This window comes from Mucilaginibacter sediminis (assembly GCF_051903035.1).
Classification (GTDB): domain Bacteria; phylum Bacteroidota; class Bacteroidia; order Sphingobacteriales; family Sphingobacteriaceae; genus Mucilaginibacter.
In genome coordinates this window covers 3,988,746-4,008,338 of sequence record NZ_CP170602.1, presented here as the reverse complement: position 1 = coordinate 4,008,338, position 19,593 = coordinate 3,988,746, and the positions used below count along the sequence as shown (strand labels likewise).

The window sequence follows — 19,593 nt, the reverse complement described above, 5'->3', positions numbered from 1 at the left end:
TTCAGAATGACAGTTTTTTTTAGATTAATAACCATGAAAAAAGCAATTCTTGATCATAAAGCCAAACATCGCTTGATCAGGTATTGCTTTTTTTTTATACTAATACTCGCATCCACCCAAACCCTTGCCCAAACCCGTGGGAGGGTTGAGGTAGTTAAAGATCCACTGGTTGATACCCTTATTGCTAAGCGTTTTATGCTGAACAAGGAAACAGGTGTAGCGCCGGCGGTAACATCATCTTATGGCTACCGGGTGCAATTCTTCAGCGGATCGAGCAGGCAGGATGCTTATAATGCCCAGGCCCGGCTGCAACGCGACTATCCTGAACTGCGTACCTACATATTATACAGCGAACCTAATTTTAAAGTACGTGCAGGCGATTTCAGAACGCGGTTAGAAGCTCAGAAACTTATACAGGAATTGCGGCCTTCGTTTCCGAGCCTGTTCATCATATCCGAAAAAATAAACCTGCCCAAAGCCGACACTGACAATGATTAAAGAAAAAATACAGGAGCTATCCCAAAAAATATTTGATGATGTGGTAGCCAATCGCCGCCACCTGCACACCAATCCCGAACTATCGTTCCACGAGCAAAAAACATCTGCTTTTGTGGCCGGTAAACTGGAAGAACTGGGCTTAACCTACGAAAAAATGGCCGATACCGGCCTGGTAGCCCTTATCAAAGGAGATTTGCCGTCAGATAATGTGGTAGCCTTGCGGGCTGATATGGATGCTTTGCCTATTACCGAGGCTAATGATGTTCCTTATAAATCGCAAAATGTGGGGGTAATGCATGCCTGCGGCCATGATGCGCATACCTCGTCGTTATTGGGCACAGCCCGTATTTTAACAGAGCTGAAAAGCCAGTTTGGTGGTACGGTAAAACTGATTTTTCAACCGGCAGAAGAAAAGCTGCCCGGCGGTGCAAGCCTGATGATTAAAGAGGGCGTGCTTGAAAATCCAAAACCACAGGCCGTTTTGGGCCAGCATGTAATGCCATTGATTGAGGCAGGTAAAGTAGGTTTCCGTGCTGGTAAATACATGGCCTCAACCGATGAGCTGTACGTTACAGTAAAAGGTAAAGGCGGCCACGGCGCCCAGCCGCAACAAAATATCGACCCCGTAATTATCACCGCACATATATTAACAGCCTTACAAACGGTTGTAAGCCGCTTTGCAGATCCTAAGAGCCCATCGGTATTGTCATTTGGTAAAGTAATAGCCAATGGCGCCACCAACGTAATCCCCAACGAAGTTTACCTGGAAGGTACCTTCCGTACTATGGACGAGAACTGGCGCGGCGAAGCACATAAGCGCATGAAAAAAATGGCCGAAGGCATTGCCGAAAGCATGGGCGGCAGCTGCGATTTTAATATTATGCGCGGTTACCCATTCCTGATTAACGAGGAAGTATTAACCCATGCCACCCGCGGCCATGCCGAAGACTACCTGGGCAAAGAAAACGTATTGGACCTGGATATCTGGATGGCAGCCGAAGATTTTGCCTACTACTCGCAGGCTGCCGATAGCTGTTTTTACCGTTTAGGTACCCGCAACGAAGCCCGCGGTATCACGTCATCAGTACATACCCCTACGTTTGATGTGGAAGAAGATGCATTTAAAATAAGCACCGGACTGATGGCTTATTTGGCTATTAAGCAGTTAGGGAATTAGTAAAAACGCGTTTGTAAACTATGTCATTGTGCGCATCCATCAGGATAACCCTGAAACAACAAGAATGATGTGCTGGCTTTAGAGCATCACAACAATTATGTCATTGCGAGCGCAGCGTGGCAATCGCGAACTGTGCAGGTCCGTCCTGCATAGTTCGCGATTGCTTCGTTCCTCGCAATGACATGGCGGGAGTCACATTATGTAATAATCGCTGCCTGCAACCGTCAATATTAACATGATGAAGAAATTATTATTACTTGTAGCGTTTACTATTATCGGCAGTTTTGCCTTCTCTCAGCAAATACAGCGCTTTAACCCCGATACCATCCGCACCATTGTTATCGATTCAACAGTTGATATTCGTTCGCACAAGCTGCGCGCTCAGGACTTTATCGATGCAGTAATGGCCGATACCAGTTTTTATAAGGCTTTTCAAAATATGAAAAAATATGCCTTTACCGCCGAAAACCGAATTTATACCTACGATAAAAAAAACAAAGTTGATGGCAAGGTTTACCGTAAGCTAAAGCACAGCAATGTGGTAGGTGGGCATAAAATTGAATATTTGGTTAAACAGGACAGCGGCACAGTGTACAAAAAAAACGGCAAGTACCAGCTGTACACCGTAGAGATGTTCGACTATATTTTTATGAACGCCTATAACTCCGATTTTATACAGGGCGATGGCGTCCCGATAGAGGGGAAAAACGAAGGTTACAAAGCCAAATTAAAAACGTTGGTATTTACACCTGGTCGCCGGGTACGGGGCATCCCATTCATCGGCGATAAAACCGAGATATTCAGCAGGGATATGCAGCAGTTTTACTACTATGAATTTGCCCGCGGCAAATACCTGGATAGCATTCCTGTATATCGTTTTAAGGTAAGGTGCAAACCCAGTACATCCGACAGTGATACGATGATCAAGGAAATGACCACCATTTTTGACGAGCGCACCTTCGAGATCCTGGGCCGTTACATCGATTTAAAGTTCAGCAATATGTTTGTTGATTTTAATGTGCAGATGAATATCGAACTCAATAACTTCAATGGGCAGTTGCTGCCTATCAAAATTACCTACCAGGGCAATTGGGATATCCCCTTTCACAAAGAAGAGCGCGCCAGCTTTTTAATTGTACATAAGGATTATAAAAGGGAGTAGGGGCGTCTTTCAAAATTATGTCATTGCGAGCGCAGCGCGGCAATCGCAAACTATGAATGCTGGATTATATTTGTGGAGCAAAATCAAATAACTCAATTATGTCATTGCGAGCGCAGCGCGGCAATCGCGAACTATTCTGGCAGGATGATATTTGTGGAACAAAAAGCCCCTGTAAGCACGAATAATTACTAACATCTAAGTCCTTTTTTGTGTATTTTGCCTTACTCAAAAACAGTGCCTTATCACATGAAAATACACCAATACTATGTTTACATTTTAACAAATAAATTAAATACGGTTTTATATGTTGGCGTTACCAATGACCTGGTTGGCCGTGTGTACCAGCACAAGCAAAAGTTATTTAAAGGCTTTTCGGCTACGTATAACTGTAATAAATTGGTGTATTACGAAGAATTTCAGTGGATACAGGACGCTATCGCAAGAGAAAAGCAATTGAAAGCCGGATCCCGGCAGAAAAAGATCGATTTAATTATCGAAGACAATCTATCGTGGGATGATTTGAGCAATGGGTGGTACGACTATGTGTCATGCTGATTTCGGAAAAAAAAGTATGTCGGGGCATGCTGGTGATGCGCAGTTCGCGATTGCCACGCTACGCTCGCAATGACATATTTTGAAATGTCATTATCCTTTTTCAGGCGGGATGTTCTTGCTGATTCTCTTTGCAGTTAACTTTTTTAACACTCATTTATTTTGGTAACAACCTGCATTGTAAGTATTTCAATATAGGGTGTTATTTATACACATCGCCTCAATAAAAAGATATATTTTTGATGGATAACTTTTTAAGTTAAACCAATTGAAGCGATTGCGTATCCTTAAATTAATTTTGATTTTTACTGCTATTCTTGATTTTACGCTGGCGCGTGGCCAGTCGGTAAATTGTGTAGGTAGTTTGGGCGATCCGGTGATTACCGAAACCTTTGGATCGGGCTCAAATCCGGGTAATCCGCTGCCGGCGGGCATAAGCAACATGGCGTTTACCAGTTATTGCCCCAATGACGGTTCCTACACCATTGTAAATGCTACCAATATATACGGTGGGGCAACAGGCAATTGCCATCCCGCAACCTGGCAGGACGTGTTTCATGACCATACCGGTGATGCAAACGGCTATATGATGATGATTAATGCATCGTATACGCCAAGTATATTTTTTACAAAGACTACACCCGCGGTGTTATGCGAAAATACGACGTATGAATTTTCGGCATATATTTTAAACCTGATCAGGGCGGGTTCGTCAGGCATCCGGCCAAATATTAAATTCACTATCGAAACTGTTGACGGCCTTGTGCTGGATTCTTTGGTTACCGGCGATATCCTGGAATCAAATAGTGGCGATGACTGGATACGCAAGAGTTTCTTTTTTACAACCCCGCCAAATACCAGCCAGGTGGTTTTAAAAATGACCAACCAGGCGCCCGGCGGCAACGGCAACGACCTGTTGCTTGACGATATTAACTTTAGGGCATGTGGACCAGTGGTGCAAACCGGATTTTCTACTGTCGACGCCAATCAGCCGCAAAATCAATGTGTGGGCGAAAGTAAGGTTTATACGCTTAAATCAAAGATAGGGGCCGGGTACGCCAACCCTAAAATGCAATGGCAGGTAAACAAAAACGATGGCAATGGCTGGCTTGATATTGCCGGGGAAACTACGGATACCTATACTTTTACAGTGGGCAGCAACACACCCGGTGTGTACCAATACAGGCTTGCCGCGGCGGGGGGCGCAAACATTAACTCGGCTACCTGCCGGGTGTATTCGGAGCCGTTGAGTGTCGGCGTAAACCCATACCCCGTTGTGCCCGATGTGCCGCCCGTTCAGGAATGCGAGGGCAAAACCGTTACTTTAAATGTATTTGGCGGGGCAACCGTTGATTGGACTGGCCCCGGAATTACTGCGGCTAATAAAAATCAAAACCCATTGGTACTTACAAACATAAAACCTGCCGATGCCGGTACTTATAACGTTATAGTAACATCCGCCGCCGGCTGCTCCATTTCTAAGTCGACAACGGTTACGGTTATCCCCAGGGCGGTTATCACCTTGAGTGGCCCAACGGTTACCATTTGTAAAGGAGCTGCCACTAATTTAAGCGCGAGCGCTCCGGGTGCCATTAGCTACAAATGGATGCCTGGCAAAGGTTTGTCCGATAGCACTATAGCTAACCCCGTAGCTTCGCCGGCAGATACTACGATATACAAGGTAATAGCCACCAACAATATCGGTTGTACCGATACAGCAATGCTAACTGTTAATGTATTGCCGCCGCCGGTTGCCACTACGCAAACTAAACAGAGCATGTTCCAGGACAGGCCGATTACCCTGGTAGCGTCGGCGCAGAGTGCCGATGTTTTCAGCTGGACACCCACCACCGGCCTTAGCGATGCCAATGTGTTAAACCCCGTTGCCAACCCTGTCGATGATATAAAATATACCCTGCATGTAAAATCGAGCTATAATTGCGGCGAAGATACCAGCAGCGTTTTTGTAAAAGTTTATCATAAGATTGGCATCCCCAACGCATTTTCGCCCAACGCCGATGGCGTTAATGACAGTTGGGAAATAGAGGGCCTTTTTACATACCCGGAAAGCATAACAACGGTGTTTAACCGTTACGGGCAGCAGGTATTTAAAAGCATTGGCTACACCAAACCCTGGAAGGGCACCTACAACGGCGCCAAATTACCGCCCGGTACTTACTACTACATCATCGACCTTAAAACCGGCCAGCCCAGGCTAACCGGATGGGTGTTGATTGTAAATTAGTTTTATAGATTATATTGATTTTATGTGATTTCACAGATTACTGATTTCGCCGAATGGGTTATTATGAGATCATCCAGCGATGTAAAATCAGTAAAATCGATCCTAACCGGTGGAATCACCAATAAAAACTAAAACAAGATGAACTTATCTATCTGCTCGTTGGTAAACTTAATGGTATCGGCGTTTAACAGCTGGCCGGTTCCGTCAAACTCTTTGTGGATGCCTGATACGTGGAGTTTAAGAGCCATCACATTCAGGTGTACATAGTGGCAAACCCCGGTAAAATGATCGATGCCCCGGATGTTGCCGTATTTGCCCGATGACACGCCAACCAGCGCTGCCTTTTTATCATAAAAACTCGCCGGAAAATCGCAGGCGTCAATAAAAACTTTTAGTACGCCGGGGTAGCTGCCATTGTATTCGGGTATTACAAATATAAACTTATCGGTTTGGGTAATGATTTTCTGAATTTCGGCAAATTCAGGGCTTCTTTTACCATAAAGATCGGTTTCAATAAGATTTGGCGGCAATTGGGACAATGAAAGTAAACCCGCTTCAACTCCCTTTTCCTGCAGTTTTTGCTGATAATATTTGGCCATTTTTAAGGTAGAACTGCCGGGACGGTTGGTTGATGCGATGATTGTTATCATTCTTTTTAATTAGTGAATTAGTGAATTAGTGATTGAGCGATTTTGAATAAGAACAACTTTGTAGTAGCTTAAGCCTTAATTATCAGCGTTCAAGCTAATCACTAATTCACTCAATCACTAATTCGCTAATTAAACGAATATGTTTGTAAATTGACTAAACCTGTGGATTTCCTAATTGTTTAATTCCGTATCTTTATCACCAGATAAAAACTTTACGAAAGTAGAAATTTCTGACCCTACTTTACGTTTATATAAATCATTGTAACATCAAATTTTTTATACTATAGAATGAGTAAAATTATTGCTTTAGCCAACCAGAAAGGTGGCGTAGGAAAAACTACATCATCTATAAATCTGGCTGCAAGTTTGGCTGTATTAGATTTTAAAACATTATTGGTTGATGCCGATCCGCAGGCTAACTCTACTTCGGGTATCGGTTTTGATCCACGCAACATAAAAAACAGTATTTACGAGTGCATTATTAACCAGGTTGACCCGCACGAGGCTATCCAGAAAACGGAAACACCTAATCTTGACTTGCTGCCTGCCCATATTGACCTGGTAGGTGCCGAGATTGAAATGATTAACCTGAGTGGCCGCGAGTACAAAATGAAACAGGTATTTGAGGCCGTGCGCGATGAATACGATTTTATTATAATTGATTGTTCGCCTTCGTTGGGTTTAATCACCATCAACGCGTTAACCGCAGCCGATTCGGTAATTATACCGGTACAGTGCGAGTACTTTGCATTGGAGGGTTTGGGTAAATTGTTAAATACCATCAAAATTGTGCAATCGCGCCTTAACCCGCAGCTGGAAATTGAAGGTATATTATTAACCATGTACGATGTGCGCCTGCGCCTGAGCAACCAGGTGGTTGATGAGGTGAAAACGCATTTTGAGGATATGGTTTTTGATACCATTATACAGCGTAACACCCGTTTAAGCGAAGCGCCAAGCTTTGGCGTATCTGTTATTATGCACGATGCTACCTGTAAAGGTGCCATCAATTATTTAAACCTGGCCCGCGAAATTATCCAGAAAAACGGCCTTGTAAAGGCCGAAGCAACAACGGTAACAGCAACAGTATAAGTAAATGAGTAGTGAAAGAAGAAACGCCCTGGGCAAAGGATTAAGTGCGCTGTTGAATGACTCGGTAAACGTACAACCATACCAAAACAAAAATACCAAAAAGGAAGAGGCATCAACTTCGGCCGCCGAGGTGAGTAGCCTGGGCTCGGTTAATGAGATCAGGCTGGATGAGATAGAGGTTAACCCTTTTCAGCCCCGTACTGATTTTGATGAGCTTGCCTTAAATGAACTTGCCGACTCCATCAAACTGCAGGGCCTTATACAGCCTATAACTGTTAGGCGTATCAACGCACATAAATACCAGCTGATATCGGGCGAACGCCGTTTCCGGGCGTCAAAGCTGGCCGGCCTAACCCAGTTGCCGGCTTATGTACGTACAGCCAACGACCAGCAAATGCTGGAAATGGCCCTCATTGAAAACATCCAGCGTGAAAACCTGAACGCTATTGAAGTAGCCCTGAGCTTTCAGCGGATGATTGAGGAATGTAACCTGAAACAGGAAGAACTGGGCGACAGGGTAAGCAAAAACCGGTCGACAGTTACCAATTACCTGCGTTTATTAAAATTGCCGCCAAGCATCCAGGCATCCATCCGCGATGGGGCGCTTACTATGGGTCATGCCAAGGCGCTTATCAATATTGATGACCCTGCCAAGCAATTATATTTACACCAGCATATTATTCAGCAGGGTTTATCCGTTCGCAAGGTGGAAGAGTTAGTGAGGGAGATGCAGAAGGCGCCGGTTAAAAAAGAAGGCAAACAGCCCGAGCCGGTATCCTATCAACTGCAAAAAATCCAGGACGATCTGGCTTCAAGGTTTAGTTCGCGGGTAACCCTTAAGGTTAGTGCCAAAGGCAATGGGGTTATCGAAATCCCCTTCCTGTCGGAAGATGACCTGGGCCGCATCCTCGAGATGCTGGACTGGTAAGTAGTGAGAATCAGGATGCAGGAGTCAGGAATCAAGATAGAAAATGATAGGCTGATTTTTGTGCGATTCGGATAGATGTAATTAAAATACAAGAAATAAAAGGCCGGCCGCTGATAAATATTTATCGGCGGTCGGCCTTTTTGTGTAATAGTTAATACGTACATAATAATTAGTGATTAAACCTGTTAATGATTTGTTTAATAAGGTGTTTTTGTAATGGTTGGATATAGCTTCTTAATCCGGCTATAAAAATTACCTTTGTAATCAAATAAAATCAGGCCTCTTATCACTGTTTTAAAGGCCCGGGTTTATTTAAATTTTATCAGCTGCATGTATAAATATTTGTTAATTACTGGTTTTATGATGCTATTTGCCTTTGCGGCCACAGCGCAGCAACAGCACACAGATACGGCATCGGTAACCAAAAAAGATACTGTTAAAAAGGCATCAGGTACTGCGCCGGGCTCATTTGCGCCGCCTATAAAAAAAGAGAAAGTATACCATCCCGATACCACCCATAGTCCGCATAAGGCGGTAATGCATTCGCTGATGATACCCGGCTGGGGGCAGTTGTACAACCACCGCTGGTGGAAAGTGCCTATTATTTACACAGGTATTGGTTTGCTGGCGTCTGCGGTTATATTTAACCAGCGGTATTATAACGAGTTTAATGTACTTGCCCATTACTATAAAAGTGGGGTAGCCCCGGTAAAGGGCGATGCCTATTATGCAGAATATATAGCTTATACAACTAACCAGGTACCCGCCCAAAATATATATGATGCGCTCGACAGCTATCGCCGCAACCGCGATTTAAGTATCCTGGGTATTTTGGGTGCATGGGGCATTCAAGCCATTGATGCCTATATTGATGCCAAGTTTATTCATTCGTACTCGGTTGATAATAACTTTGGTTTTAAAGTTAGCCCGGGCTTAATCAACCAGCCGGTTTATGCGCAAACAGCATTCGGTAGCTATATTCCGGCTGTAAAAGTTACCTTTACGTTTTAAGAGCACATTTATAGTTTAGCTATCAACGTGATTCAGGGGGGTAAGGATCAGCTATCAGCATGACGATGAAAGGGGTTAACACAAAAATTCCTGTAATTATTGCAAATTAGCCTATTATTGTTTTCTGTCTTGAATCCTGACCTTAACATCACGATTCTTGATTTTAACTCAACACATACATTAAAAATGAAAATAGCGTTACTGGGCTACGGAAAAATGGGCAAAATGATTGAAAAAATTGCCCTTAGCCGCAATCATGAAATTGTTTTAACTATCGATCACGAAAACCTGCACGAGCTTACTGCCGAAAACCTGCAAAAGGCCGATGCCGTAATTGAGTTTAGCATGCCGGCAACGGTATTGGCCAATATTCAGCATTGCTTTAATGCCGGTGTACCTATAATAGTAGGCACCACCGGCTGGTATGATAAATTGGATGAGGTAAAACAACAATGCCAGGATAGTAACGCTTCATTAATGTATGCCACTAATTTTAGCGTAGGGGTAAACATATTTTTCCATATCAATAAGATGCTGGCCAGGGTGATGAATAACTATCCCTACTACGATGTACAGGTAGAAGAGATTCACCACATGCAAAAACTGGATGCCCCAAGCGGCACAGCCATTACTATTGCCGAAGGGATTATCGATAACCTCGACTCCAAAAAAGACTGGCTGAACGTGCTGACTACAGATGACCGGCCCGACGACGAAACCCCGCTGCCCGATCAGCTATTGATAGAATCGCTGCGGATTGACAGCGTACCCGGCACGCATACCGTTATTTACGATTCGGAGGTGGATACTATCGAATTTAAACATACTGCGCATAACCGTAGCGGCTTTGCCCTTGGCGCGGTATTGGCCGCCGAATGGATACAGGACAAAAAGGGCTTTTACACGGTTGATGCCATGTTTGATTTTAAAAGCTAACCCCCGTTTTATCAATGGATATAGCGGGTTACGCAGGCGTTTATTTGCTGTTGGCCCCTGTATTGTTATTGATGCAGGTTGGCCTTTGGAAGCTGTTTCAAAAAGCCGGCCGCCATGGCTGGGAATCGTTGATCCCGGTATACGCTACCTATGTAATGCTAAAGTTAAGCGGCAGGCCTGTGTGGTTGCTGTTGCTGTTATTGATACCAGGTATCGGTTTTATTGTAACTATTGGCATCACCATTGATTTTGTGAAAAGCTTTGGCAAAACAAAAATGCGCCAGATAGCCGGCGCGGTACTTTTGCCATTCATCTTTTTGCCCAAATGGGGTTTTGATGAAAATACCCGGTACCTGGGCCAATCGGCCAGCCATGAGTTTCGCGAAGAATATCACCACCTTTTACATAAATCATCGGCCCGCGAATGGGCCGAGACTGTTTTTTTTGCTGTGCTGGCGGTTACGCTTATCCGTTTGCTGCTTATTGAAGCTTATACCATACCATCTTCATCTATGGAAAGCTCGCTCATGGTAGGCGATTACCTGTTTGTGAGTAAGCTTAACTACGGCGCCCGGTTGCCTATAACACCGGTTTCATTTCCGTTTACACATAATACCATGCCCGGCATGGGTATCAAATCATATTGGGATGGCATCAAACTCCCATACTTTCGGCTGCCGGGTTTTGGCGATATCAAAAAGGGCGATGTAGTGGTTTTTAACTTCCCGATGGAGGCCGATTCGCCGTGGTACCGGCCGGTTGATAAGCGCGAGCATTACATTAAACGTTGCGAGGCAACCCCCGGCGATAATGTGAGGTTGATAAGCGGCCAGGTGTATATTAATGGCCAGCCCGTGCCACCACCGCCTAATGCCGAGATGGAATATGCCATACACACCGATAGCAACACATTTAACTTAAATCCCGAGCTGATTTATAAACTTCATATATCCAATATCCAGGGCTTTACAAGTACCGATTATCTGATGACCATGACGCGGCAATCGTCGCTGGCGTTAAAAAAAGTTGGGGGTGTCAAATACATCAGGCCTAATATCCAGTTTGGGGGCGTGTATGATCCCGAAGTATTTCCGCATAATCCGGGCCACCGCTGGAATGTGGATAACCTTGGCCCCTTCACCCTGCCCAAACGGGGCCTCACAGTAAAATTGGACATGCTTAACCTCCCGATTTACCGCCGCGCTATCGAAGTTTACGAAAATAACAAGCTTCAGTTAAAAGGCAGCACCATCAGCATCAACGGCCACCAAACCAATACCTACACGTTTAAAATGGACTACTACTGGGTAATGGGCGATAACCGGCACAATTCCATCGACTCCTGCTTCTGGGGTTTTGTACCCGAAGACCATATTGTAGGCAAAGCCATCTTTGTTTGGATGAGCTGGGATACCAATGCCCCTTTTACCGATAAAATACGCTGGGACAGGGTGATGCGAATAATCAGGTGATGTTTTTAGATGTACAAATTGTGGATGTGCAGATTGTGGATGTACAGATATGCAAATTTTAGATGTGGAGATGAAATCCCCATGCCATACGGGTGAGCTGCGGCCGGGCTCGAAAAAGTAGCAATGATTTGGTTTAAAATGAGGTTGTTTTGGTTTGTTCTGTTTATAGCCATATGTTTTGTTTGCACATCAGGGCTTGTTCAACACGAATCAGAGGCGTAGCCTCGGCCAATTTGGTAGCCACGGGTTTTAACCCGTGAAGAAAACGGGTGAGCGCCGTAGGTTCGATCCATATGAGCAATGCGTATAGTCGTTCAAGATTGCCCTGAAAAGTACCTGCAAATAGTATTAGGTATCAGATTTTTGAAGTAAAGAACCATATTTTTCAACTTTCGGACTTGCCGACAAAAGACTTTCGGACTTAATCTTCATATTGCCTTTTTGAAATTGCATATTTGCACCGCTAAGCGGGTAACATATTGCTTACATGGTAGTCATAGGAAAATAATTAATAATATATTCATCAAAAAATAGACAAATTTGTGAAGTATGAGTGTGCATTGATCTTAATCATCTGCACATCTGAAATTTGAAATTTGCACATCTGATCAAAAATGAACTGGAAATTCTGGAAGAAAGATAAAACCACGCCGAAAAAGAAAAAAGGGGCCATCCGTGAGTGGGCCGATGCCATTTTATTTGCAGTTATAGCGGCTACCCTCATCCGTACGCTTTTTATCGAAGCGTATGTAATCCCCAGCGGATCGATGGAAAGCTCATTGCTAATTGGCGATTACCTTTTTGTAAGCAAGGTTAACTATGGCGCACGGATGCCTATAACACCACTCGCTATACCGTTTACCGCCCATACCATTCCGTTTACCGAAACCAAATCGTACCTGGATGTGAAATTGCCTTACTATCGCCTCCCAGGCCTTAGCGACATTAAAAAAGGCGATATAGTGGTATTTAACCTGCCAATGGAGGCCGATTCGCCATATTACCGCCCGGTTGACAGGCGCGAGAACATTATTAAACGCTGCCAGGGTACGCCCGGCGATACCTTAAGCCTGGTAAATGCGCAGGTATACATCAACGGCAAACCCGAACTGACTTCGGTAACCGGTGAGATGGCATATAAGGTAAAAACCGACGGCAGTACAATTAACCCCGAACTGATCAATGAACTGCATTTGACCGACATAGCTTATTACGAAAATTCGACTACCGATTTTAGAACAAACACCACGATAGAATCGGCCAATAAGTTGAAAAGTTATTCCAATATTAAGTCGGTAACGCCTGATATTGCTATTAAAGGCGTGGTTGATGATTTTAACCCGGTTTACCCGCTATCGCACCCCGACTATAAAATAGGTACTATGCCTCGCTACGGCTGGAATGTAGACAACTTTGGCCCCGTTATCATCCCTAAAAAAGGGTGGACGGTTAAGCTGGATAGCCTTAATTTTCCTTTATATGGCCGCGCTATTGCCGTTTATGAACATAATACAGTTAAAGTTAATGGCAAGGATATTTTTATAAACGGAAAAAAAGCCGATACTTACACCTTTAAAATGAACTATTATTGGATGATGGGCGATAACCGCCATAACTCCACCGATTCGCGCTATTGGGGCTTTTTGCCCGAAGATCACGTAGTTGGCAAAGCCTTGTTTACCTGGATGAGTATTGATAGTACGGCATCGTTTGCAAATAAAATAAGGTGGAGCAGGTTGTTCAGGGGTATAAAATAGCTGTTACTTAAAGAAAATATATAGTGAATATTATAATTGCGTTTTTGTTATTTGTTGTTCTGCCTTTTATTGGTTTATATAAATTATTTGAAAAAGCCGGCAGGCCGGGTTGGGAGGGTGTAATACCCGTTTATAATATTTACGTAATGATAAAACTGAGTGGCAGGCCGTTATGGTGGCTGGCACTTATGTTATTGCCAGGGCTAAATATATTGGTGTTTATTGGCCTTATGGTCGACTTTTTAAAGTCGTATGGCAAGTTTTCATTGAGCGAACATATTGGCGGTGTTGCCCTGCCCTTTATATTTTTGCCAAAATGGGGTTTTGATAAAGATACTAAGTACGTTGGCCCATCGGTCAGCCTGGAGTTTAGGGAGAAATATAAAAAGGCACTTAAAAAAACTGTTGCGCGCGAGTGGGCCGATGCCATTATTTTCGCGGTGATAGCTGCTACACTGATTCGCACGCTGTTTATTGAAGCTTACGTAATCCCGAGTGCATCTATGGAAAGTTCGTTACTGATTGGCGATTACCTGTTTGTAAGCAAGGTAAACTATGGCGCACGGCTGCCCATGACACCTGTAGCCTTTCCGTTTGCACACCATACCATGCCCCTTATTAATACCAAGGCTTATTGGGACGGCATCGAGCTGCCTTATTACCGCCTGCCCGGTTTAAGCGAGATTAAAAAAGGCGATGTGGTGGTATTTAACTACCCTATGGATGCTGATGCGCCTTTGAGCCGCCCGGTTGATAAACGAGAGAATTTTATAAAACGCTGCCAGGGTACCCCCGGCGATACGCTTAGTGTGGTAAACGCGCAGGTGTTTATTAATGGTAAAGCCAAAACAACTCCTGTAAATGGCGAAATTACTTACCGTGTACAATACGACGGGACGGCAATTAACCCCGACCTGATAAGTGAATTGCACCTGGCCGATATTGCCACAACAGATAGGGCTAATGAGTTTATAACAAACACTACGGTAGCATCGGCCAATGCTTTAAAAGGGTACGCGAATATTAAGTCGGTTACACCCGATTTGACTAAGCCCGGCGCTTTTGACGGGTATACTGTTTTTCCGTTGAAATACCCTAACTATAAAATTACCCCAAGTTTTCCCCGTTTTACCTGGAACCAGGATAACTACGGACCTATCATTGTGCCTAAAAAAGGCTGGACGGTAAAGCTGGATAGCTTAACATTCCCGGTATACGGCCGCGCTATCGAAATTTACGAAGGCAACAAAGTGGAAGTGGTTGGTAAAGACATCCTGATTAATGGTAAAAAAGTAGATAGCTATACCTTTAAAATGAATTATTATTTCATGATGGGCGATAACCGCCATAACTCTGAAGATTCGCGTTTCTGGGGTTTTGTTCCCGAAGATCATATTGTTGGCAAAGCCCTGTTTATCTGGATGAGTGTTGATGACCAGGCCAGCTTCCTGCACAAGATCAGGTGGAGCAGGTTGTTTAATGTTATTAGATAGGGACTAAAGTCAAAATTCAAAAGGAAAAATTCAAAAAAAGGGCAGTAAGCTAATTGGTTTACTGCCTTTTTTGTTTTTTATAATATAAACGATTGAATAAGTTGAATTAGACTTACGAAGTATGCGGCTTGCCTTTGGCCTTTCACCTTTCGCCTAAAATCCGTCCAGTTCCTGCAAAAGCTCCAGGCCAGCTTCCCATGTTCCTAAATTCGATGCCGCGTTAATATGGCTGGCATCGCCTATATTCACCAACTTACTGCCCCAGGAATCGGCAAATAGTTGGGCACGCTCGGGCGTTACATAAAAATCATTGGTACTCATTACCGTGGTGCTTTTAAATGGCAGCTTTATCAGCGGCACGGGTGCAAAGCCGGTTGTTCCGGTTGGGTAGCTTTGGGCTTCTGTGTCGCTTGGGGCAACCAGCAGGGCAGCTTTGATGGCTACGTTATATTCCTTTGCCCAGTAGGCTATAGTGGCGCAGGCCAGGCTGTGGCCTACCAATATCACGTCTTTAGGATCATGTCTGTCTACATAAGCCTGCAGGATAGTTATCCAATCGGCACAAACGGGTGTTTCCCAGTCCTGCTGTTCAACGCGGATGAAACCAAACTGCTTTTGCCAAAGTGACTGCCAATGCTGCGGCCCCGAATTACCCAGGCCCGGGATGATGAGGATAGTTGATTTAAACATGATTTTACAAAGTTAACAGGCTTTTTGAAACCTTAACGCCGCGTTCCAACTCTCCCTTCAGGAGGCCGGGGGGCTTCTGCCGCTTTTTTAATTTCCTGGTTACGTTGTTTCAGCAAGCGGGTCATATATCGTTCCAAAAACAGGAAGTTAGCTATAATTCCTAAAAATCCCAAGGGTGCATCAAACATAAAAACATCTTTCATCAGGGTTTGGTTATTGATGGGATAAAAATAATGTTCGTGGCGGAAGGCTTTAAATGCTCCTTGAACCATTTCATCTGTGAAGTATTTGGGATAATCCATTTCGGTAACCTTCGAGGTTAAGGTTTGCCAGATGCCGAAGTGCTTTGCCCGCCAGGTAACGGTTTCGCCCAGTTCAATAAGGCCGCTGGTACGCCCGGCAACGGCTGTTTCGCCGCTTTGCTGCATCGAATCTACATGCATATCAATGCTCCGGGCCAGGTCGAAACACCGGGCAACGGGGGCATTAATGTGGGTGGCTAATTCGATAATGGGCATGGTAAATAAAATTAAGCCATCATGTCATTGCGAGGTACGAAGCAATCGCGAATTTGCAAAGCGGAAATGCAAAGTTTGCGATTGCCACGTCGTTCCTCCTCGCAATGACATGTTTTTTTTCAACAGAAACCCTGATTAAAATTCCGCATTCTTTGGGAACCTTGGGAAAGGGATCACGTCGCGGATGTTTCCCATGCCGGTAACAAACAGCACCAGGCGCTCAAAGCCTAAACCAAAACCTGAGTGAGGGCACGAGCCAAAGCGGCGGGTATCCAGGTACCACCAAAGTTCGTCTTTAGGGATGCCCATTTCGTCCATGCGTTTCTCTAACAAATCCAAACGCTCTTCACGTTGCGAACCGCCTACAATCTCGCCTATACCCGGGAAAAGGATATCCATAGCGGCTACTGTTTTGCCATCGTCGTTCTGGCGCATGTAAAACGATTTGATCTCTTTAGGGTAATCGGTCAGGATCACCGGTTTTTTAAAGTGTTTCTCAACCAGGTAGCGCTCGTGCTCGCTTTGCAGGTCGGTACCCCAGCCTTCCACGATATATTGGAATTTTTTCTTTTTATTCGGCGTCGATTCTTTTAATATCCCGATAGCCTCGGTATAGGTAAGGCGCTCAAAATCGTTATCTAAACAAAAGTTCAACTTCTCTAACAAGGTCATGTCAGATCGTTCGTTCTGTGGTTTTTGCTTTTCTTCTTCGGCCAGGCGCTGGGATAAAAACTCAATATCATCCGGGTTTTTATCCAGGGCAAATTTGATCACGTATTTCAGCATGTCCTCGGCAAGGTCCATGTTATCGCGCAGGTCGTTAAATGCTACTTCCGGCTCAATCATCCAAAACTCGGCCAGGTGGCGGGTAGTGTTCGAGTTTTCGGCACGGAATGTTGGTCCGAAGGTGTAAATATCGCTCAGGGCCATAGCACCCAGCTCGCCTTCCAGCTGACCGGATACGGTAAGGTTGGTTGATTTGCCGAAAAAGTCCTGTTTGTAATCTACCTCGCCGGTATCGGTTTTAGGTACGTTGTTCAGGTCGAAGTTGGTTACGTGAAAAGCTTCGCCTGCGCCTTCGGCATCTGATTGTGTGATAACCGGTGTATGCAGGTAAATAAAGCCACGCTCCTGGAAAAACTGGTGTACCGCGAATGCCAGGCTGTTACGCAGGCGGAATATCGACCCAAACGTACTGGTACGGAAACGCAGGTGCGCGTTTTCTCTTAAAAACTCCAGGCTGTGTTTTTTGGGCTGGATAGGATATTTTTCGGGATCGCTGTCGCCTAAAATTTCGATATCCTGCGCTATAACTTCAACTGTTTGGCCTTTGCCTAACGAAGCGATGAGTTTACCCGATACACTTAGTGCCGCGCCAACTGTAATGCGTTTTAGCAATGCAGGGTCGGTGTTTTCAAAATCAACAACAATCTGGATGTTATTATTAGTTGAGCCATCATTCAAAGCAATAAAACGATTTGACCGGAAGGCGCGAACCCATCCTTTAACTGTTACATCAATATCCGTTTGCTGGCTTTGCAGCAATGCTTTGATCTTTGTGCGCTGACTCATAATAAGTATAAATTTTAGAGCCGCAAAAATACAATTAATTCTGTAACCGCACTTTGAATTTTCCGTTTAAAAAGCGTATACTGTCTGGTTGTCCGGGGCCGCCGGTACCGGTTGTCCGGGTAAAATGAAGCTCAAAAAAGCCCTGGATTATCTTGTCACTTTCATTGGCTCCAAACACGGCGATGGTGCTGCCCTGTGTTAAGCTGAGTTTATAGTTGCTTACGGTGGCATTGTTTTTAATAAATGTGTAATAAGCCTCGTTGCTTTTTAATTCATAATAGCCCAGGCCATCAAACCGTATTTTAAAACCAAACCGCTCCTCGGTACCTGCGATAGTATTACTGCCCGATATAATGAAGGTATCTTGTTTAATGGTTGAATTTGAAGGAGGAATATTCCAGGCTTCCCCGTTTTTATCGGCAAGGATAAAATCCTTGTATACCGGGAAATCGCAGCACTTTTTTTTAGCGCACGAGCTCAAAAGCAATAGGGTGGCGCAAAAAAATGAAAGCAGGCATTTTTTCATAACGGTGAAACAAAAACGGGTGGCAGCAAAAGGTTTACTAAAGATATGTAAATTATTGGGTAAGCTTTTAAATAGGAGCGTTAATCAAATTGGCGCTAAATGAACATTGTTGAAGGTGATAGCCTGATATCCGTTAATTAAACTAAAGCCAACTTTTGTTGAATCGCTGCCGGGGCTCTTTTGGGGCTGCCATGTGCCCGCATCTTTTGGATCTTATCAATAAAATAAAAGAGGATGTTATTTTCGCCTCCGGCCCGGTAATTACATTTTCTTTTATTAAGAAATGTGTAAACGCTGCAACTTAACACTAATAGTATTTAATATTTAACATTTTTTAACATATAGCCGGGCAATAAGTTGATGTCTTTTAATAAATTTACAATACAAAATATTTGTAACGGATTTAATACAAATTAACAGTATCATATTTTTTAATCAATTTGATTTTGAGAATTTATTTTGGTGCTGGTTAAACCTTTGGTAATATAAATTAGTCTAATATTATTGTTGCCAAATAATAAATTGTTTTGTGGGTTTTAAACCCGATGTATTATTAAAAAAGCACTGCAAAAAAAAATATAATTTGTTTTTTAATGTAGAATTTGTTTTATTTGACGTAACAATTTTTTTACCCTAACGAGCACGCTATAGAATATACTTTACTTTTTAAGAGTTTAACTAAAAATTAAGTTTAAAGTAGTACTTTCTATGGATTTTCAATTGAATAGTGATCAGGATCTAATCCATCTATACATTGCCGGTGATGAAGCGGGGCTTGTAGAATTGATCAGGCGTTACCAATCAAAAATATACACCTCTATTTATTTGCTGGTAAAGGATGAATACCTTGCCGAGGATATTTTTCAGGATACTTTTATAAAAGTGATAAATACCCTCAAAGCCGGGAAGTACAACGAAGAAGGTAAGTTTTTGCCCTGGGTTACCCGCATTGCACATAATTTGGTTATCGACCATTTTCGCCGTGAAAAACGCGCACCAATGGTGAGCAATGGCGACGATTTTGATATTTTTGAGGTGTTAGGTAATTACGATGAAAGTACTGAAGATAAGATGGTTAGGGAGCAAACCTATAAGGACCTTAAAGGTTTGATACAGCTTTTGCCATCTGAACAAAAGGAAGTGCTGATTATGCGTCACTTTGGCGATATGAGTTTTAAAGAGATTGCCGATATTACCGATGTAAGCATCAATACTGCGCTTGGCCGTATGCGCTATGCACTTAATAACCTGCGTAAAATGATGCAGGGCAGGGAGCTTAGCCTAAAAAATTAGTCATTAAACATTAAGTAATAA

General features: G+C 43.7%; 18 protein-coding genes. 13 read left to right on the top strand and 5 right to left on the bottom strand.

Features of this window, described 5'->3' with window-relative positions; genetic code table 11:
• The first annotated feature begins 33 nt into the window (after window positions 1-33).
• From ACFGVS_RS16320 to ACFGVS_RS16300, 5 genes are all read left to right on the top strand, one after another.
• Window positions 34-498 carry an SPOR domain-containing protein gene (locus tag ACFGVS_RS16320; protein WP_439694746.1) on the top strand — a complete coding sequence of 155 codons (465 nt, stop codon included), beginning with the start codon at window positions 34-36 and terminating at the stop codon, window positions 496-498.
• Window positions 491-1,675: a M20 metallopeptidase family protein gene (locus ACFGVS_RS16315; protein WP_439694745.1), complete on the top strand. Its 1,185-nt coding sequence runs from the start codon at window positions 491-493 to the stop codon at window positions 1,673-1,675. Before ACFGVS_RS16320 ends, ACFGVS_RS16315 begins: the two co-directional genes overlap by 8 nt.
• A 235-nt stretch (window positions 1,676-1,910) precedes the next feature.
• Window positions 1,911-2,837 carry a hypothetical protein gene (locus tag ACFGVS_RS16310; RefSeq protein ID WP_439694744.1) on the top strand — a complete coding sequence of 309 codons (927 nt, stop codon included), beginning with the start codon at window positions 1,911-1,913 and terminating at the stop codon, window positions 2,835-2,837.
• A gap of 246 nt (window positions 2,838-3,083) precedes the next feature.
• Window positions 3,084-3,392, top strand: a complete 309-nt coding sequence (locus ACFGVS_RS16305) for a GIY-YIG nuclease family protein (protein WP_439694743.1) — start codon at window positions 3,084-3,086, stop codon at window positions 3,390-3,392.
• 295 nt (window positions 3,393-3,687) lie between these two features.
• Entirely contained in the window at window positions 3,688-5,634 is a 1,947-nt protein-coding gene (locus tag ACFGVS_RS16300; protein ID WP_439694742.1) for a gliding motility-associated C-terminal domain-containing protein, read from the top strand.
• A gap of 128 nt (window positions 5,635-5,762) precedes the next feature.
• Here ACFGVS_RS16300 and ACFGVS_RS16295 read toward each other — a convergent pair whose 3' ends face one another.
• Entirely contained in the window at window positions 5,763-6,284 is a 522-nt protein-coding gene (locus ACFGVS_RS16295) for an NADPH-dependent FMN reductase (protein WP_090641195.1), read from the bottom strand.
• Window positions 6,285-6,572: 288 nt separating this feature from the next.
• Here ACFGVS_RS16295 and ACFGVS_RS16290 point away from each other — a divergent pair, with 288 nt between their 5' ends.
• The 7 genes from ACFGVS_RS16290 to lepB (ACFGVS_RS16260) all read left to right on the top strand — a co-directional run bounded on the left by ACFGVS_RS16290 (window position 6,573) and on the right by lepB (ACFGVS_RS16260) (window position 14,973).
• The gene (locus ACFGVS_RS16290) at window positions 6,573-7,376 is read left to right on the top strand and encodes a ParA family protein (RefSeq protein WP_090641197.1); all 804 of its coding nucleotides are present in this window, start codon (window positions 6,573-6,575) and stop codon (window positions 7,374-7,376) included.
• Between the two features lie 4 nt (window positions 7,377-7,380).
• Window positions 7,381-8,304, top strand: a complete 924-nt coding sequence (locus ACFGVS_RS16285) for a ParB/RepB/Spo0J family partition protein (protein ID WP_439694741.1) — start codon at window positions 7,381-7,383, stop codon at window positions 8,302-8,304.
• Between the two features lie 360 nt (window positions 8,305-8,664).
• Window positions 8,665-9,315, top strand: coding sequence for a DUF5683 domain-containing protein (locus ACFGVS_RS16280; protein ID WP_439694740.1), 651 nt, complete (start codon window positions 8,665-8,667; stop codon window positions 9,313-9,315).
• Window positions 9,316-9,501: 186 nt separating this feature from the next.
• Window positions 9,502-10,251, top strand: a complete 750-nt coding sequence (gene dapB, locus ACFGVS_RS16275; protein WP_439694739.1) for a 4-hydroxy-tetrahydrodipicolinate reductase — start codon at window positions 9,502-9,504, stop codon at window positions 10,249-10,251.
• A gap of 14 nt (window positions 10,252-10,265) precedes the next feature.
• Window positions 10,266-11,723 carry a signal peptidase I gene (gene lepB, locus ACFGVS_RS16270; RefSeq protein WP_439694738.1) on the top strand — a complete coding sequence of 486 codons (1,458 nt, stop codon included), beginning with the start codon at window positions 10,266-10,268 and terminating at the stop codon, window positions 11,721-11,723.
• Window positions 11,724-12,337: 614 nt separating this feature from the next.
• Entirely contained in the window at window positions 12,338-13,480 is a 1,143-nt protein-coding gene (lepB, locus tag ACFGVS_RS16265) for a signal peptidase I (protein WP_439694737.1), read from the top strand.
• A 23-nt stretch (window positions 13,481-13,503) separates the two neighbouring features.
• Complete coding sequence (lepB, locus tag ACFGVS_RS16260; protein WP_439694736.1) at window positions 13,504-14,973, top strand: signal peptidase I; 1,470 nt, start codon at window positions 13,504-13,506, stop codon at window positions 14,971-14,973.
• A 153-nt stretch (window positions 14,974-15,126) separates the two neighbouring features.
• Here lepB (ACFGVS_RS16260) and ACFGVS_RS16255 read toward each other — a convergent pair whose 3' ends face one another.
• From ACFGVS_RS16255 to ACFGVS_RS16240, 4 genes are all read right to left on the bottom strand, one after another.
• Entirely contained in the window at window positions 15,127-15,663 is a 537-nt protein-coding gene (locus ACFGVS_RS16255) for an RBBP9/YdeN family alpha/beta hydrolase (RefSeq protein WP_439694735.1), read from the bottom strand.
• A gap of 32 nt (window positions 15,664-15,695) precedes the next feature.
• Window positions 15,696-16,181 carry an SRPBCC family protein gene (locus tag ACFGVS_RS16250; protein ID WP_439694734.1) on the bottom strand — a complete coding sequence of 162 codons (486 nt, stop codon included), beginning with the start codon at window positions 16,179-16,181 and terminating at the stop codon, window positions 15,696-15,698.
• 135 nt (window positions 16,182-16,316) lie between these two features.
• On the bottom strand, window positions 16,317-17,753 hold the full coding sequence (asnS, locus tag ACFGVS_RS16245) for an asparagine--tRNA ligase (protein WP_274211464.1): 1,437 nt from the start codon (window positions 17,751-17,753) through the stop codon (window positions 16,317-16,319).
• 34 nt (window positions 17,754-17,787) lie between these two features.
• The gene (locus ACFGVS_RS16240; protein WP_274211465.1) at window positions 17,788-18,279 is read right to left on the bottom strand and encodes a hypothetical protein; all 492 of its coding nucleotides are present in this window, start codon (window positions 18,277-18,279) and stop codon (window positions 17,788-17,790) included.
• Window positions 18,280-18,987: 708 nt separating this feature from the next.
• Between ACFGVS_RS16240 and ACFGVS_RS16235 the strand changes: the two genes are divergently transcribed.
• Window positions 18,988-19,572, top strand: coding sequence for an RNA polymerase sigma factor (locus tag ACFGVS_RS16235; protein ID WP_090642067.1), 585 nt, complete (start codon window positions 18,988-18,990; stop codon window positions 19,570-19,572).
• Window positions 19,573-19,593 lie beyond the last annotated feature (21 nt).

Bases quoted from the DNA above. Each gene is read 5' to 3' on its own strand.
- ACFGVS_RS16320 (WP_439694746.1), top strand. From the start codon at position 34: ATGAAAAAAGCAATTCTTGATCATAAAGCCAAACATCGCTTGATCAGG.
- ACFGVS_RS16315 (WP_439694745.1), top strand. From the start codon at position 491: ATGATTAAAGAAAAAATACAGGAGCTATCCCAAAAAATATTTGATGAT.
- ACFGVS_RS16310 (WP_439694744.1), top strand. From the start codon at position 1,911: ATGATGAAGAAATTATTATTACTTGTAGCGTTTACTATTATCGGCAGT.
- ACFGVS_RS16305 (WP_439694743.1), top strand. From the start codon at position 3,084: ATGAAAATACACCAATACTATGTTTACATTTTAACAAATAAATTAAAT.
- ACFGVS_RS16295 (WP_090641195.1), bottom strand. From the start codon at position 6,284: ATGATAACAATCATCGCATCAACCAACCGTCCCGGCAGTTCTACCTTA.
- ACFGVS_RS16290 (WP_090641197.1), top strand. From the start codon at position 6,573: ATGAGTAAAATTATTGCTTTAGCCAACCAGAAAGGTGGCGTAGGAAAA.
- ACFGVS_RS16285 (WP_439694741.1), top strand. From the start codon at position 7,381: ATGAGTAGTGAAAGAAGAAACGCCCTGGGCAAAGGATTAAGTGCGCTG.
- ACFGVS_RS16280 (WP_439694740.1), top strand. From the start codon at position 8,665: ATGATGCTATTTGCCTTTGCGGCCACAGCGCAGCAACAGCACACAGAT.
- dapB (WP_439694739.1), top strand. From the start codon at position 9,502: ATGAAAATAGCGTTACTGGGCTACGGAAAAATGGGCAAAATGATTGAA.
- lepB (WP_439694738.1), top strand. From the start codon at position 10,266: ATGGATATAGCGGGTTACGCAGGCGTTTATTTGCTGTTGGCCCCTGTA.
- lepB (WP_439694737.1), top strand. From the start codon at position 12,338: ATGAACTGGAAATTCTGGAAGAAAGATAAAACCACGCCGAAAAAGAAA.
- ACFGVS_RS16255 (WP_439694735.1), bottom strand. From the start codon at position 15,663: ATGTTTAAATCAACTATCCTCATCATCCCGGGCCTGGGTAATTCGGGG.
- ACFGVS_RS16250 (WP_439694734.1), bottom strand. From the start codon at position 16,181: ATGCCCATTATCGAATTAGCCACCCACATTAATGCCCCCGTTGCCCGG.
- asnS (WP_274211464.1), bottom strand. From the start codon at position 17,753: ATGAGTCAGCGCACAAAGATCAAAGCATTGCTGCAAAGCCAGCAAACG.
- ACFGVS_RS16240 (WP_274211465.1), bottom strand. From the start codon at position 18,279: ATGAAAAAATGCCTGCTTTCATTTTTTTGCGCCACCCTATTGCTTTTG.
- ACFGVS_RS16235 (WP_090642067.1), top strand. From the start codon at position 18,988: ATGGATTTTCAATTGAATAGTGATCAGGATCTAATCCATCTATACATT.